The organism is Streptomyces luomodiensis (assembly GCF_031679605.1).
In the GTDB taxonomy this organism is placed as follows: domain Bacteria; phylum Actinomycetota; class Actinomycetes; order Streptomycetales; family Streptomycetaceae; genus Streptomyces; species Streptomyces luomodiensis.
The window spans coordinates 5,453,208-5,468,783 of the sequence record NZ_CP117522.1 but is presented as its reverse complement, the minus strand read 5'-3'; the positions used below and the strand labels follow the sequence as shown (position 1 = coordinate 5,468,783).

The following is a 15,576-nucleotide window of genomic DNA, read 5'->3' as shown; positions in this document are numbered from 1 at the left end:
CGCGACGGCGGTACCCCAGCGGACAGGTCACCGCACGCCCTGACGAGGCATCGCGACACCCCAGCAGGCAAGTAGCCGGGACACCCTGGCCAGACATCGCGGCGCGGCCGCCGCGCCCCAGCGGACAGGTGACCGCGTGCCCTGGTGAGGCGTTGCGGTGGCCTGGCGGACAGATGACCGCGGGCGCCGGCGAGGCATCGCGGTAGCGCAGCGGGCGGGCGACCGTGTGGGCTGGTGAGGGTGCGCGGTGGGGGCCGGTGGGCCGTGGGGCGCGGGGCGCGCGGGGAGTCGCGCTCCGTTTCGCGGCCACGGGCGTACGCCGGGAGACCCCACGGGAGGCCGGTGGCCGCCGGTAGACTTTGCCCTGGTCTCGCCCGTACGTGGCCTCGCACACCGGCATGGCAGGGCGACTCGCGGCACCGACAGACCTTGCGACGGAGGAGTGCAGTGGCAGCAGGCGACCGGGCAACGGCACCCGGCAAGGCCGACGGTCTGATGCGTGCCTCCCTGAGCGCGGTCGCGCCCGGCACGGCCCTGCGCGACGGCCTTGAGCGCGTCCTCCGGGGAAACACCGGCGGCCTGATCGTGCTCGGCACCGACAAGACCGTCGAGTCGCTGTGTACCGGCGGCTTCGTCATCGACGTCGAGTTCACCGCGACCCGGCTGCGCGAGCTGTGCAAGCTGGACGGCGCGCTGGTCCTCGACAAGGACATCACCAAGATCGTGCGGGCCGGGGTGCAGCTGGTCCCCGACGCGGCGATCCCCACCGAGGAGACCGGCACCCGGCACCGCACCGCGCAGCGCGTCTCCATCCAGACCGGGTTCCCGGTGGTCTCCGTCAGCCAGTCGATGCGGCTGATCGCGCTGTACGTCGACGGTCAGCGGCGGGTCCTGGAGGATTCGGCGGCGATCCTCTCCCGCGCCAACCAGGCGCTGGCCACCCTGGAGCGCTACAAGCTCCGCCTCGACGAGGTCGCGGGCACGCTCTCGGCCCTGGAGATCGAGGACCTGGTCACCGTCCGGGACGTGAGCGCGGTCGCGCAGCGGCTGGAGATGGTCCGGCGCATCGCCACCGAGATCGCGGAGTACGTGGTCGAGCTGGGCACGGACGGCCGGCTGCTCTCCCTCCAGCTGGACGAGCTGATCGCGGGCGTCGAGCCGGAGCGTGAGCTGGTGGCGCGCGACTACGTCCCCGAGCCGACCGCCAAGCGCACCCGCACGGTGGCCGACGCGCTCGCCGAGCTGGACCGGCTGACCCACGCCGAGCTGCTCGAACTGCCCATCGTGGCCCGTGCGCTGGGCTACACCGGCTCGCCCGAGACCCTCGACTCGGCGGTCTCGCCTCGCGGCTTCCGGCTGCTGGCCAAGGTGCCGCGGCTTCCGGGCGCCATCATCGAGCGGCTGGTGGAGCACTTCGGTGGCCTGCAGAAGCTGCTGGCGGCGAGCGTGGACGATCTCCAGATGGTGGACGGCGTGGGCGAGGCGCGGGCGCGCTCGGTCCGCGAGGGCCTGTCGCGGCTGGCCGAGTCGTCCATCCTGGAGCGGTACGTCTAGCGGCGTACCGCTAGCGGCGGCGGTACGGCCGTCCGGCAACGGCACCACCGGTACGTCCGGCCGGTAGCGACACCACCGGTACGTCCGGCCGCTGCACGTCCCGTGTACGTGGGCGGGGCGCCGCATGCGTTACGGCGCCCGGCGCCCCGGGATCTCTCCTCAGTCCTTCGCGAGGACGAACGACACCTGGGCCGTGCCGAGGCCGTCCACCTTCGCCTCGACCAGATACGTGCCGGCCTTGGCCGACGCGCTGCCCGACGGGGTGGCGCAGTGCTCGGCGCTGCGCTTGCGGTCCCACTCCACGGTGCGCTTGGTCTGGCCGGAGCCCGGCACCTCGACCAGTGCGCTGGCGCTGCCCTCCGGGCAGTCGCCGGAGGCCCAGACGTGGGCGTTGTCGGCGTCCGTGATGGTCAGCGAGGCTGCCGCGCGCCCGAAGTCGACCTTGCAGGAGTTCGACCCGGTGTTCTTGACGACGATCTCGAAGGTGGGCTTCTCGTCCGGCGCCCAGGTGTTCTTGACCTTCGAGTCCTTGACGCTGCGCACCGTCAACTCCACGTCGCCACGGCGGCAGTCCGGCAGGCTCGATCCGGCGGGCAGGCCCTGCCCGGTCCCGGTGCCGATGCCGTCGGCACCGCCCGCCGAGCCGCCCGAGGAGCCGCCCGCGCCGCCGGAGCCGCTGCCGCCGCCCGCGCCACCGCCGCTCTCGTCGGTACCGCCGTCGTCCGAACCGCCGCTGCCGCCGGAGCCGCCGGAGTCTCCGGAGCCGGAGCCGCCGCCGTCCGACTCATCGCGCCCGCCCGGCCGTTCGCTGTTCACCGGCCCGGACGAGGAGGGTCCCGGGGTGATCGTGCTCGCGGGCCCCCCGCCGCCCGATCCCTTGCCCTCGTCGCTTCCGCCGCCGCCCGCACCACCCCAGCCGAAGGCCCAGATGACCAGGATCACGATGGCTATGAGCAGGGCCAGCGCAACGGCCCTCCGCCGCCAGTAAATGGAGGAGGGAAGCGGCCCGATCGGATTGCGCAGAGATCCCACGTGGAAACTCTACGAGAGATCGGCCGCCTTACCGGCCAATAACCCCCGCTCCAGGCCCTACTTTTCTCATGATCCGACCGGATCGGGCACATGAGGCCGTCCCGAGGCCGTACCCCGGCGCGGCACGCGGCCATCCGTTCCCGCGCCGGTGCCCGGATTGCGCGTTTTCGGGGCGACGTGACGCGGCTCGACCCGAACGCCCGCGCCCTGGGCCCCCGCGAGCCGTCCCGTCGTGTCAGGATCGAGAGCGATGACTGCCATTTCCGCTTCCGCCGTCCCGGCCGCCGCATCCCCCGCCCCCGACGGAGCCGTACTGCACCGGCCCGTCATCGACTGGTTCGACGCGCACGCGCGCGACCTCCCCTGGCGTCGCCCCGAGGCCGGCGCCTGGGGTGTGATGGTGAGCGAGTTCATGCTCCAGCAGACCCCGGTGAACCGGGTGCTGCCGGTGTACGAGCAGTGGCTCGCCCGCTGGCCGCGCCCGGCCGACCTGGCCGCCGAGCCGCCCGGTGAGGCGGTCCGCGCCTGGGGCCGGCTGGGCTATCCGCGCCGGGCGCTGCGGCTGCACGGCGCCGCGGCCGCCATAAGGGAGCGGCACGGCGGCGATGTGCCGAGCGACCACGCCCAGCTGCTGGCGCTGCCGGGGGTGGGCGAGTACACGGCCGCGGCGGTGGCCTCGTTCGCGTACGGCCAGCGCCATCCGGTCCTGGACACCAATGTCCGCCGGGTGTTCGCCCGCGCGGTCAGCGGTGCGCAGTACCCGCCGAACGCCACCACCGCCGCCGAGCGCAAGCTGGCCCGCGCCCTGCTCCCCGACGAGGAGCGGACCGCGGCGCGCTGGGCGGCCGCCACGATGGAGCTGGGCGCGCTGGTCTGCACGGCCCGCACCCCCGACTGCGCGCGCTGCCCGATCGCCACGCTGTGCGCCTGGCGGCAGGCCGGTTCCCCGGAGCACGACGGGCCGCCGCGGCGCGGCCAGACCTACGCGGGCACGGACCGCCAGGTGCGCGGCAAGCTGCTCGCGGTGTTGCGGGAGGCGGTGGCGCCGGTGCCGCAGGCGGTGCTGGACCAGGTGTGGGACGAGCCGGTGCAGCGGGCCCGCGCGCTCGACGGGCTGGTCTCCGACGGGCTGGTGGAGCCGCTCGCGGGCGGGCTCTACCGGCTGCCATTGACCTGAGTCACCTCTCGTCACCCCGCCGCCCTTGGCCTGACCCGCACATCGTCACGGCCCTGCCGCCGACCTGCGTCACGCCTCGTCATGCCTCGTCACGGCCCTGTCTGTGACAGAGCTGTGACACTGCCAGGACCCGGTTCTGACACTCCGTCGCACCGGGTTCCGTTGTTACACAACCTATGGACAGCTGTGCGTTCGCTGAGGTGCGGATGCACATCGCGCCGCAACAGCGCCTCCGTAGCGTCCTTCCCGTGCCGACCGACAGGCCGGCCACATCAGGTGGGGAAGAGGGCGGGTCACGCCCCGAAGGCCGTAGGAGGCTGCAGATGTGCGGCAGTGGCAAGGTTCTGGACTTTGAGGAGTACGTGCGCAATCGGCAGGACGCGCTGCTGCGCAGCGCCCGTCGGCTGATCCCCGACCCGGTCGAGGCACAGGATCTGCTCCAGACCGCCCTGGTGCGCACCTACGGCCGCTGGGACGGCATAGCCGACAAGTCGCTCGCGGACGCCTATCTGCGCCGCGTGATGATCAACACCCGTACCGAGTGGTGGCGCGCCCGCAAGCTGGACGAGGTGCCCACCGAGCAGCTTCCGGAGGCGAGTGTCGAGGACGGCACCGAGCAGCACGCCGACCGCGCCCTGCTGATGGACATCCTTTCGGTGCTGGCTCCCAAGCAGCGCAGTGTCGTGGTGCTGCGACACTGGGAGCAGATGACGACCGAAGAGACCGCGGAGGCGCTCGGAATGTCGACCGGAACGGTCAAGAGCACGCTGCACCGGGCGCTGGCCCGGCTGCGGCAGGAGCTGGAGAGCCGCGATCTGGACGCCCGTGCGCTCGGCCGTCAGGACAGGGAAGGCAGGCCGGCCGGCACGGTCCGGCAGCACACGCGGGTCCGGCGCGGCCGCCAGGAGCGGGGGCAGGAACGGTGCGCGGCCTGACCAGGGCCTCTCCCGGCGCGACAGCCATGCTGGCCGGCGGTGCGGTCGTGGGTCTCGCGGCCGTCGGCGGCTGGATGCTGGCCGGATGCGGTACGGCGGGCCAGGGTGTCCGCAAGGAGGGGCCGGCGCGCACCGAGTGGGCCTCGGCCGCCGCGAACTCGGGTGCGTACGCGGGCGGTCCCGCTTCGGGCCTGCCGTCGACGGCCCGGCAGAAGGCCGAAGCGGTCAGGCTGGTCAAGGCGGATCCGAACGTCAGCGACGATCTGAAGGCGAGTCTGAAGCCCTGCGGCGCGGACGACGAGGGCGAGCAGCGGGCCAAGGGCTACCCGGTGGACGTGACGTACGGCCGGCTGACCGGCGCCACCACCTCCGACCTGGTCATCAACGTCATGTCGTGCGCCGACGGCTTCGGTATCGGCTCGTATGTGTACCGCGAGGTGGACGGCCGGTACGAGAGCGTCTTCCGTGACGAACAGCCGCCGGTCTACGCCGCTGTGTCCGGGGGCGAGCTGCGGGTGACCAAGCTGTCCTACGCCTCCGAGGACGCGGTCTGCTGCCCGTCCAGCGAGGATGTGCTCACCTACCGCTGGACCGCCGCGCGGAAGGTGTTCACGGTGCTGTCCCGCAAGCACACCGACTACAGCAAGAATGTGCCCAAGGACGACCCGACCCCGGCGCCGCCCGCGGGCGCCGACGACGGAACGGAAGGCTGACCCGAGGCTGTGGCCGAGACCCATGTGCTCTTCGTCGAGGACGACGATGTCATCCGTGAAGCCACGCAGCTCGCCCTGGAGCGCGACGGCTTCCTCGTGACGGCCGCGCCGGACGGGCTGACCGGCCTCGAGCGCTTCCGCGCCGACCGCCCCGATATCGCGCTGCTCGATGTGATGGTTCCGGGCCTGGACGGGGTCAGCCTGTGCCGCCGGATCCGCGACGAGTCCACCGTTCCCGTGATCATGCTTTCGGCGCGCGCCGACTCCATCGATGTGGTGCTCGGCCTCGAAGCCGGCGCCGACGACTATGTGACCAAGCCCTTCGACGGCGCGGTGCTGGTGGCCCGCATCCGGGCCGTGCTGCGCCGCTTCGGCCATGCCAGCGGCCCCGGCGGCCGGGGCGGGGAGACCGTCCCCGAGGAGCCCGACGGCGGGGTGCTGCGCTTCGGCGATCTGGAGGTCGACCCCGAGGGCATGGAGGTCCGCAAGGGCGGCCGGCGGGTCGCGCTCACCCCGACCGAGATGCGGCTGCTGCTGGAGTTCTCGGCCGCGCCCGGCACCGTGCTCTCCCGGGACCGGCTGCTGGAGCGGGTCTGGGAGTACGGCTGGGGCGGGGACACCCGGGTCGTGGACGTCCATGTGCAGCGGCTGCGCGGCAAGATAGGCCAGGACCGGATCGAGACGGTCCGCGGCTTCGGCTACAAGCTCAGGGGCTGAGCGGCGGTGCGGCGGTTGGCACTGCGCACCGGGCTGCGGTGGAAGGTCAGTCTGGCCATCGCCGTCGTGAGCGCGCTCGTCGCGATCGTGCTGAGCCTCGTCGTCCACAACGCGGCCCGGGTGTCGATGCTGGACAACAACCGCACCGTGATGGACGAGCGGGTGAAGGTCGCCCAGCGCTGGTACGAGCAGTCCCGGGTGCTGGGATTCGGCGCCAAGCTGGACGACCCCGAGCTGCCCGAGCAGCTGAAGAAGGAGGCGTGGCGGGGACAGCGCGCCACCTATATGGAGGACTCCGGCACCGGCACCCCCGAGGTGTGGGCCTCGGTGCCGCTGCGCAACGGCAAGGTGCTGTCCGTCCACGCCAAGTTCCAGGACCGCTTCGCCGTCCTGAAGGACCTCGACCGGGTGCTGATCATCGGCTCGGTGGCGGTGGTGCTGGGCGGTATCGCGCTGGGCGTGCTGATCGGCGATCAGCTCTCCCGGCGCCTGCGCAAGGCGGCCACCGCCGCCCGCAAGCTCGCCGAGGGCGACTCCGAGGTGCGGGTGCGGGAGGCGATCGGCGGCCGGGTGCGCGATGAGACCGACGATCTGGCGCGTGCCGTCGACGGCATGGCGGAGGCGCTCCAGCAGCGGCTGGAGGCGGAGCGCCGGGTCACCGCCGATATCGCGCATGAGCTGCGTACCCCGGTCACCGGGCTGCTGACGGCCGCCGAACTGCTGCCGCCGGGCCGCCCCACCGAACTGGTCCGGGACCGGGCGCAGGCGATGCGCACCCTGGTCGAGGACGTTCTGGAGGTCGCGCGGCTGGACGGCTTCGCGGAGCGCGCGGAGCTCCAGGAGATCGCCGTGGCCGAGTTCATCACCCGCCGGGTCCGGTCGGTGGCCCCCGACGCGGTGATCACGGTGGTGCGGGACGCCCATGTCTCCACCGACCCCCGGCGGCTGGAGCGGATCATGGGCAATCTGCTCGCCAACGCCGCCCGGCACGGCAAACCGCCGTTCGAGGTCACCGTCGAGGGGCGGGTGCTGCGCGTCCGCGACCACGGCCCCGGCTTCCCGGAGGAGCTGCTGAAGGACGGGCCGAGCCGGTTCCGCACCGGCAGCAAGGACCGCGCGGGCACCGGCCACGGCCTGGGGCTGACCATAGCCGCGGGCCAGGCGCGCGTCCTGGGCGCCCGGCTGACGTTCCGCAACGCCGATCCGGCGGTGGACGGGCCGGACGACGACGGCCGGGGCGCGGTCGCCGTGCTGTGGCTGCCGGAGTCCGCGCCCACCAACACCGGCAGCTTCCCGGTCATCGAGGTACCGGACTGAGCCTTCGCGCACGGTGCGGCGGTATGCGGACGAGGCAGCCGTATGCGACGAGGCGCGGCCGGCGCTGGTGCGCCGGCCGCGCCTCGTCCCGCGAGGTCACCGCCGAATCGGCGAGGTCACCGTCAGACCGGCTCGGCCACCGGGGCCGGCTGGTCGGCCTGGGCCTCGTCGCCGTCGGCGGGCTTGGCTGCTCCGCGCAGCGGGACCTCCTTGACGAACCAGGCCGCGACGAAGGCGGCGATGCTGATCAGCGCGCCCCACAGGAACACCTGGTGGGAACCGTCGGCCACGGCGTGGGTGTACGCGTCCCGGATGGCCGCCGGCAGCTTCGGGAGGCTGGCCGGGTCGAGCTGGGCGCTTCCGGAGGTGACGGCCGCGCCCTGATCGCCGGCCCGCTCGGCCATGGTGTCCTGCACCTGGCTGGTGAACAGGGCGCCGAGGATCGCGACACCGAAGGAGCCGCCCAGGGTGCGGAAGAGGGTGGCGGAGGAGCTGCCGACGCCCATGTCCTTCATCTCGACGCTGTTCTGCGCCACGAGCATGGTCGTCTGCATCAGGCAGCCCATGCCCATGCCGAGCACCGCCATGTAGACGCCGGAGGTGAAGCGGGTGGTCTCGGTGTCCATCAGCGACAGCAGGAACATGCCGGCCATGATCAGGAAGCCGCCGACGATCGGGAAGATCTTGTACTTGCCGGTCTGGGTGGTGACCCGGCCCGCGACCAGCGAGACGACCAGCATGCCCAGCAGCATCGGGAGCAGCAGCAGCCCGGAGTTGGTGGCCGAGGCGCCCTGGACGGTCTGCTGGTAGAGCGGCAGGAAGGTGGTCGAGCCGAACATCACGAAACCGGTGAGGAAGCCGATCGCGGTGACCAGCGTGAAGTTGCGGTTCCGGAAGATGTGCAGCGGCAGGACGGGTTCGGCCACCCGCTGCTCGACGTAGACGAAAGCGACGAGCGAGAGCACACCGAGCGCGCCGAGCCCGAGGATCTGGGCCGAGCCCCAGGCGTACTCGTTGCCGCCCCAGGTGGTGATCAGCACGAGAGCGGTGATGCCCACGGTCAGCAGGGCGGCGCCGGTGTAGTCGATCCGTCCCTCGGAGCGCTTCTTGGGCAGGTGCAGCACCGCGCTGATCGCGAAGAGGGCGACCGCGCCGAGCGGAAGGTTGATGTAGAAGATCCAGCGCCAGCCGAGGTGGTCGGTGAGGGTGCCGCCGACCAGCGGGCCACCGATCATGGCCACGGCCATCACACCGGCCATGATGCCCTGGTAGCGGCCGCGCTCCCGGGGCGGCACCAGATCGCCGATGATCGCCATCACGCCGACCATCAGTCCGCCCGCGCCCAGGCCCTGGACGGCCCGGAAGCCGATCAGCTCACCCATGCTCTGTGCCATGCCGGACAGGGCCGAGCCACCGAGGAAGATCGCGATGGAGGTGAGGAAGACGCCCTTGCGGCCGTACATGTCGCCGAGCTTGCCCCAGATGGGCGTCGAGGCGGCGGTGGCCAGGGCGTACGCGGTCACCACCCAGGAGAGATGGTCCAGGCCGCCCAGCTCGCCGACGATGGTCGGCATCGCGGTGCCGACGATCATGTTGTCGAGCATCGCGAGCAGCATCGCGATCATCAACGCGAGGATCACCACACTGGTGCTCCGCTGCTTCGGCTCGGCCTTGCCCCCGGCTCCCTGGGCCGGCCGCGCCGGTTGCGAAGCGGGTGGCGCTTCGCCCTGTGATTGTCTGCCGGCCATGTTCTCCGTCTCCCCCCTGGTGGTAATCCCCTGGTGATGAAAGCCCTGACGCCTACTTACTTGCCGCCCGGCTAGTTCAGTACAGTGGAGAAGGTAAGGCGCCAACTAGCCGGGCGTCAAGTAAGTTACGTTCGGCCTGCCAACGGCAGCCACACCAGCACGGGAGAGCACCATGGGCAGCACACCGCGGCGGGGCGACACCCGTCAGCGCATCCAGGACGTAGCCCTGGAGCTCTTCGCCGCACAGGGCTACGAGAAGACGTCGCTGCGCGAGATCGCCGAGCATCTGGAGGTCACCAAGGCGGCGCTCTACTACCACTTCAAGACCAAGGAGGACATCGTCCTCAGCCTGTTCCAGGACCTGGCCCGGCCGCTGGACGAGCTGATCGCCTGGGGCCAGGAGCAGCCGCGCACCCTGGAGACCAAGCTGGAGCTGCTGCGCCGCTACAGCGCGGCCCTGGACACCGCCGAGCCGATGATGCGCTTCGTGCACGAGAACCAGGCCACGGTGCGCGAGCTGCGCGTCGGCCCGATCTTCAAGGAGCGGGTGCTCACGCTGTCCGGCCTGATCCGGGACCCGGAGGCACCCCTGCTCGAGCAGACCCGCAGCGTCACCGCGCTGTTCACCCTGCACGCGCGGATGTTCGCGCTGCAAACGCTCGAGGGCGACCCCAAGGACAAGCGGGAGGCTCTCCTGGAGGTCGCCCTCGACCTGCTGACGCAGGCTCATGCGTCGTCGGACGACGCGTGAGGCGGTAGGTGAGGTCTGGCGTCAGACCTTGACGCCGTGGTCGCGGAGGAACGTGAGCGGCTCGACGGCGGAGCCGTAGTTCGGCGTCGTGCGGATCTCGAAGTGCAGGTGGGGACCGGTGGTGTTGCCGGTGTTGCCGGACAGGCCGATCTGCTGACCGGTGGTCACGGTCTGCCCGATCCGCACGTCGATCCGGGACAGGTGCGCGTACTGCGAGTACGTCGCGTTGTCGTGCTTGATCACGATCGCGTTGCCGTACGCGGGGCCGTCACCGCCGCCGTTCGGGCCCGCCTTGACGACCACACCGCTGTGCGCCGCGTGCACCGGGGTGCCCGACGGCACCACGAAGTCCTGACCGCTGTGGTTGTGCGACCACAGGTTGCCCGCCAGCCCGAAGGCGGCGCCTATCGCGTACTTGTCGACCGGCGTCTCCCAGGCGTCCGCCTTCTTCTTGGCGGCCGCGCTCACCGACGGGGCGGTGGCGCCCGAGGACGCCTCGGCGGCGAACGCGGTGCCGGCGCCGAGCGCGAGCGAGGCGCCCAGGCCCATGGCGATCACGGCGACGCGGGTCCTGGATACGGACGAATGCGAAGAGCGGCGGTTGGTGGCGCGCGGGGCCATGGGAAGTACCTCCAGAAGCATCTTTGTGACGCCTCTTGTTATCCCGTTCCGATGAATAGGCCAAGGCGTTCTTCTACTAAGCGGATACGTAGGAAATTGAGCATGCGGATGCGTTCCTCCCGGGAATTCCCGGAGCTATCCATAACACCTCTGAGCTGCGACACCCCCTATTCCGCGTAGTAGTCCCCGAATGGCCTGTGCGCGATGTCACCTGTGGAGGGACTTTCGGGTGTCCGGTTCGGGACCAAGGTCCTTGCCCGCTGTACGCTGTCCGGCCAGGGACACCCGACCACCGGGGGGAAAGGGACGTGGACCCCGCAGCCATCGGCGCTCGCCTCGCCTCGGCCGTCGTCGCACCGCTCATCAGAAAACTGTTCGTCCAGGAGGGTCCGGGCGCCGGGCTGGTCGACAAGCCGGTCCGTATCTCCTCGCTCGTCACCTTCCGGGGCGAGAAGCGGACGCTCGACTTCCACGATCTGCACAAGCTGGCCACCGAACTCGTCGCCCGCGCCATCCAGCAGGCGGCCCCGGGCGAGCGGCCGTGCCCCGCCGACGAGGACGACCTGGTCGCCATGCGCCTGGCGACGACGTTGCACGCGCTCGGCGACCTCGACATGGACGACGTCCAGGCCGTGGGGCTCGGCCACCGTGCCCTCGCCGCCCGCCTCATCGAGACCGCACCGGGCCTGGGCGCCCCCGTCGGCCTGAGCCGGGACGGACTCGCCCTCTACGAGCACCTCCTCCACACCGCCTGCCTGCACATCCTGCACTTCTTCAGCCGGCGCTCGACCTTCGTCGCCCGCACCCTCGTCGAACAGAGCGGCCGGCTCGACGAGCTGATCACCAAGATCGACATCCTGATCGAGCGCATCCCGTCCCAGTCCGCGCAGGACGCGGGGTTCGAGCGCCGGTACGCGGAGTACATGATCGGCAAGCACTCCACGCTGACCATCGTCGGCATCGACCTCAGCCACTCCGAGGCCACCTGGCCGCTGGACGCCGCGTATCTCAGCCTGGAGGCCGTCTCCTCGCACGAGGACCGCCCGGAGGGGACGGAGGGGACGTTCGAGGGCGCGGCGGCGGGCGCCCCGCCCGCCGTACTCCCCGGCGTCCTCCCCGCCGACCGGGCGCTCGCCGGCCATCAGCGGGTGCTGCTGCGCGGCGGCGCGGGCTCCGGCAAGACCACGCTCGTCCAGTGGCTCGCCGTATGCACCGCGCGGCAGCGGCCACCGCACGGGATGGAGCAGCTGATCGGCCGCGTCCCCTTCGTCCTCCCGCTGCGCACCATCGCCCGCCGGGAGTCCCTGCCCTCCCCCGCCGCGTTCCTGGCCTCGGTCCACCACCCCCTGGACGGCGCCCAGCCGCCCGGCTGGGCCGACCGGGTCCTGGGCGCCGGCCGTGGGCTGCTGCTGATCGACGGCATCGACGAGATCCCCGAGCACGACCGCGAGCGCACCCGGGCCTGGCTGGCCGACCTGCTCATCGCCTACCCGGACAACCTGTGGCTGGTCACCTCCCGCCCCTCCGCCGTCGCCGAGGACTGGCTGGGCGCGCAGGACTTCGCCGAGTTCACGCTGTCCCCGATGCGCCGCGAGGACATGGCGGCGTTCATCGACCGCTGGCACGACGCGGCCCGCCAGACCTGCCGTACGGAGGAGGAACGGGCGGCGCTGGACGGCTACCAGTCGGCCCTGCACACCGCCGTCCGCACCAAACAGGACCTCAGCCGGCTCGCCACCAACCCCCTGATGTGCGGCCTGATCTGCGCCCTGCACCGCGCCCGGCGCGGCTACCTGCCACCGGGCCGCAAGGCGCTGTACGACGCGGCGCTGTCGATGCTGCTGACCCGCCGCGACACCGAGCGCCGCGTCTACGCGCCCGGCGATACGCAGCTGGACGAGGAACCGCAGATCCAGCTCCTCCAGCGGCTCGCCTACTACCTGATCCGCAACGGCGAGGCCGAACTGGACCGCGACCGCGCGGAGCGCCTCATCGAGGAGGCCCTGCCCTCCGTCCCCGCCGCCCAGGCCCTGGGCGACGCCCCCGCCATCCTGCGCCATCTGCTGCTGCGCAGCGGGCTGTTGCGCGAGCCGTCGGTGGGCACGGTGGACTTCGTCCACCGCACCTTCCAGGACTACTTGGGCGCGAAGGCGGCGGTGGAGGCGTGGGACGTGGGCCTGCTGATCCGGAACGCGCATGACGCGCAGTGGGAGGACGTCATCCGCATGGCGGTCGCGCACGCGCGGCCGAGGGAGCGGGCGGAGCTGCTGGAGAAGTTGCTGGTGGAGGCGGAGCGATGGGACCCGAAGGCATCGCTCCGGCAGAACCTGCTGGCCATGGCCTGCCTGGAGCACGCGCCCGATCTGGATCCGGGCATACGGGACCAGGTGACACGGGCTGCGATGGGGTTCATCCCGCCCCTGGACCTCGCGCGGGCGCGGGAGCTGGCCACGGTGGGCCCACTCGTGCTGGAGCTCCTGCCCCCGCCGGAGGGACTGACCGACGAGCAGGCGGAATACTGCGTGGTCACGGCCTCACGCATACCGGTGGACGCGGCCATCCCGTATCTGGCCCGGTTCGCCGGCCACCCGTCGATCGGCGTGCGTGCCCAACTGGCGTCGAGCTGGGGGCGGTTCGACACCGAGCGGTACTTCCATGAGGTGATCCTCCGCCTGGACCGGGACGGCCTGTACTTCGTGGCCGAGTCCATGGAGCATCTGCGCCTGCTCCTGGACACGGGGCCGCGTCCTTGGCTGATCCTGCGCGGAGACTTCACGGAGGACGAGATCAGGGACAATCTCAGGGGGGAGGACGTGACCCGGCTGCGGCTGAGCGGAAATGGCGTGGTCACCGATCTCGGCGCGCTCAGCCACCTCTCGCACCTCGAAACGCTCTATCTGAGCGGCTGCCCCCAGGCCCGCGACCTCGGCCCCCTGTCTGCCCTCCCCCTCCGTACGCTGGTGTTCGAGCCGCCCCGCGACACACCCAGCACGGTGCCCTTCGCGAAAAGCCTGCACCAACTGGTGGCGCTGGACCGCCTGAAGATCGCGATCAGCCATGCCCACGTCCTGCCGCGCCGCTTCCCACCCGGCATCACCTGGCTGGATCTCCAGGTCCTGGGGACGGAACTGGACACCACCTGGATGCCCATGGCGTTCCCCCGCCTCCGTCATCTGCACGTCAGGTTCGTCGGCGACCCCGGCCGGCCCGTCGACGCGTCCCCGCTCGCCGTCCTCCCCGACCTGGAGAGCGTCACCGTCGTCAACGCGCCCGTCACGGGCTCCCGACCGGCCGGGGTCACGTTTGCGGCTGCTCCTCCCGCTTGATCCACTCGCTGGTGCCCAGCGGGTAGTCGTAACCGGGGCGGCCGACGGCGGCGCTGGTGCGGAACGGGGTGCCGTTGTTGTCGATGTGCACGGTGCCGTGGCGGTCGCCGCTGGACCAGTCCAGGGAGAGATCCCAGCGGACGTCATGCGCCGTGGTGTGGGCGGTGACGTAGAAGACCTCCGGATCGGACTCGCTGACCTTGTACGGGAAGTCGCGCTGGCCGTTCTTGACGGTGACGGTGGGGCTGCCGTTGTCGAGGTCGACGTCGAACGACTTGGTCTCGACACCGCCGCCGCAGCCGACCCCCATCGAGTAGTCGTTCCAGGCGAGCGGGGCGCGCTTGGTGACGACGCGTACGTGCAGCGCCTCCAGGACGACGGTCTCCTTCCCGGTGCCCTGGAGGGTGAGGGCGACGCGCTGCTCCCCCGAGGACACCGCGCCGTACGCGGCGGCCCAGCGGGGCGCGTTCTGCTCGTCGGCGGGCGGGCCGACCTGTCCGGGCTCGCTGTCGACGAGGAAGTGCTGGCTGCACGGGCTGTCGTAGACGTAGGGCCGCGTGGCGACGTTGACCGGTACGCCGCCGGTGGGCTCGTCGGCGCCCCCGCCGCCGTGGCCGGCGGACTCCGACGCCGAGGCGGAGGGCTTGCCGGTCCGCGCGCCCTGGGAGGGAGAGGGGGAGGCCGAGGCGGACGGCTGCTTGTCGTCCGCTCGGCCGGTGGCGGTGCCGGTGCTGGTGGCGGTGGCCGGATTGGCGGCCCCGGCGGCCCTCTCGTCACCGCCGTCGCCACCGGAGGACGGCAGGTTCACGGCGAGTACGACGGCGCCCAGAACGGCGGCGGTGGCGACGGAGGCGATGAGGGCGGTGCGACGCCGACGGGGCCGCCGTGCGGGAGCGGAGGGGGTGGTGTCGCCGACGACCGTGGCATCACTTCTGCCGGGTTCGCTGGGTTTGCTGTGGCCACCGGGTTCGCCGGGGCTACCAGGTTCACCGGGTTCGCGGGATTCACCGCCCACGGGTGCCGGGGCCGTCCCGCCCGCGGTCTCGGACAGCCCACCGCCCGGATCGGCCGGGGCCCCCGCCGCCTCGGGCGGTCCGCTGTCCGCGTCCGCAGGGTGAGCCGGGCGGTCCCCGGCGCCGGGCGCCGAAGCGTCGGGCGCCGACGCGCTCTCGGGCTCCCCGGTCCCGGCCCCGGCACCGGCCCCGGTACCGCGCACCGCCGCCCCGTCCGGCTCCGGCTGCTCCTTACGCCCCCGCGTCGCATCCGCCAGAATCCACCGCCGGTGCAGCTCGACCAGTTCCTCGGGGGTCGCCCGGCACACCCGGGCGAGCCGCTCGACCGGCGCGTACTCGGTCGGCACCACGCTGCCGTTGCAGTAGCGGTGCAGCGTGGACGTGCTCATGTGCAGCCGCTTGGCGAGCGCCCCGTAGCTCAGCCCCGAGCGTTCCTTGAGCCCCCGCAGCAGTTCCGCGAGCGCCTCCGCGTCGCCGACGGCCCCTGTCGACCCTGACACCGTTCCCCGCCTCCCCTTCCCATGGCCCGGCGCGTCCCATTCCCGCGTCCCAGACCCCTTACGTTCCCCCTGGTCACAGCCTGTTTCGGCGTTCCAGCGTCCCCAACTGCCCGGCGTTCGTGGCGGCTGGGACGGATGGCCCCACAAGCTCTGGTCATCCAAGCACCACACC

12 protein-coding genes are annotated in these 15,576 nt (G+C 72.0%); 8 read left to right on the top strand and 4 right to left on the bottom strand.

What is annotated here, in order from left to right; all coding sequences use genetic code 11:
* Positions 1 to 495: 495 nt before the first annotated feature.
* Complete coding sequence (gene disA / locus PS467_RS23065) at positions 496 to 1,554, top strand: DNA integrity scanning diadenylate cyclase DisA (RefSeq protein WP_268977070.1); 1,059 nt, start codon at positions 496 to 498, stop codon at positions 1,552 to 1,554.
* Between the two features lie 159 nt (positions 1,555 to 1,713).
* On the opposite strand, the gene PS467_RS23060 is transcribed toward disA, so the two are convergent.
* The gene (locus PS467_RS23060; RefSeq protein WP_311036849.1) at positions 1,714 to 2,586 is read right to left on the bottom strand and encodes a hypothetical protein; all 873 of its coding nucleotides are present in this window, start codon (positions 2,584 to 2,586) and stop codon (positions 1,714 to 1,716) included.
* A gap of 250 nt (positions 2,587 to 2,836) precedes the next feature.
* Between PS467_RS23060 and PS467_RS23055 the strand changes: the two genes are divergently transcribed.
* From PS467_RS23055 to cseC, 5 genes are all read left to right on the top strand, one after another.
* Positions 2,837 to 3,763 carry an iron-sulfur binding domain-containing protein gene (locus tag PS467_RS23055; RefSeq protein ID WP_311036848.1) on the top strand — a complete coding sequence of 309 codons (927 nt, stop codon included), beginning with the start codon at positions 2,837 to 2,839 and terminating at the stop codon, positions 3,761 to 3,763.
* Between the two features lie 323 nt (positions 3,764 to 4,086).
* Positions 4,087 to 4,698, top strand: a complete 612-nt coding sequence (locus tag PS467_RS23050; protein WP_268973556.1) for a SigE family RNA polymerase sigma factor — start codon at positions 4,087 to 4,089, stop codon at positions 4,696 to 4,698.
* Positions 4,686 to 5,411, top strand: a complete 726-nt coding sequence (locus tag PS467_RS23045; protein WP_311036847.1) for a hypothetical protein — start codon at positions 4,686 to 4,688, stop codon at positions 5,409 to 5,411. Before PS467_RS23050 ends, PS467_RS23045 begins: the two co-directional genes overlap by 13 nt.
* A 9-nt stretch (positions 5,412 to 5,420) precedes the next feature.
* Complete coding sequence (cseB, locus tag PS467_RS23040) at positions 5,421 to 6,128, top strand: two-component system response regulator CseB (RefSeq protein WP_268973554.1); 708 nt, start codon at positions 5,421 to 5,423, stop codon at positions 6,126 to 6,128.
* A 6-nt stretch (positions 6,129 to 6,134) separates the two neighbouring features.
* Complete coding sequence (gene cseC / locus PS467_RS23035) at positions 6,135 to 7,445, top strand: two-component system sensor histidine kinase CseC (RefSeq protein ID WP_311036846.1); 1,311 nt, start codon at positions 6,135 to 6,137, stop codon at positions 7,443 to 7,445.
* 122 nt (positions 7,446 to 7,567) lie between these two features.
* On the opposite strand, the gene PS467_RS23030 is transcribed toward cseC, so the two are convergent.
* Positions 7,568 to 9,193, bottom strand: a complete 1,626-nt coding sequence (locus PS467_RS23030) for an MDR family MFS transporter (RefSeq protein ID WP_311036845.1) — start codon at positions 9,191 to 9,193, stop codon at positions 7,568 to 7,570.
* A gap of 172 nt (positions 9,194 to 9,365) precedes the next feature.
* Here PS467_RS23030 and PS467_RS23025 point away from each other — a divergent pair, with 172 nt between their 5' ends.
* Positions 9,366 to 9,944, top strand: coding sequence for a TetR/AcrR family transcriptional regulator (locus PS467_RS23025; RefSeq protein ID WP_268973551.1), 579 nt, complete (start codon positions 9,366 to 9,368; stop codon positions 9,942 to 9,944).
* Between the two features lie 21 nt (positions 9,945 to 9,965).
* Here PS467_RS23025 and PS467_RS23020 read toward each other — a convergent pair whose 3' ends face one another.
* Positions 9,966 to 10,565: a M23 family metallopeptidase gene (locus PS467_RS23020; protein ID WP_311036844.1), complete on the bottom strand. Its 600-nt coding sequence runs from the start codon at positions 10,563 to 10,565 to the stop codon at positions 9,966 to 9,968.
* Between the two features lie 308 nt (positions 10,566 to 10,873).
* Here PS467_RS23020 and PS467_RS23015 point away from each other — a divergent pair, with 308 nt between their 5' ends.
* The gene (locus PS467_RS23015) at positions 10,874 to 13,891 is read left to right on the top strand and encodes an NACHT domain-containing protein (protein WP_311036843.1); all 3,018 of its coding nucleotides are present in this window, start codon (positions 10,874 to 10,876) and stop codon (positions 13,889 to 13,891) included.
* On the opposite strand, the gene PS467_RS23010 is transcribed toward PS467_RS23015, so the two are convergent.
* Complete coding sequence (locus tag PS467_RS23010; RefSeq protein ID WP_311036842.1) at positions 13,863 to 15,404, bottom strand: helix-turn-helix domain-containing protein; 1,542 nt, start codon at positions 15,402 to 15,404, stop codon at positions 13,863 to 13,865. The two genes, PS467_RS23015 and PS467_RS23010, sit on opposite strands and share 29 nt — an antisense overlap.
* Positions 15,405 to 15,576 lie beyond the last annotated feature (172 nt).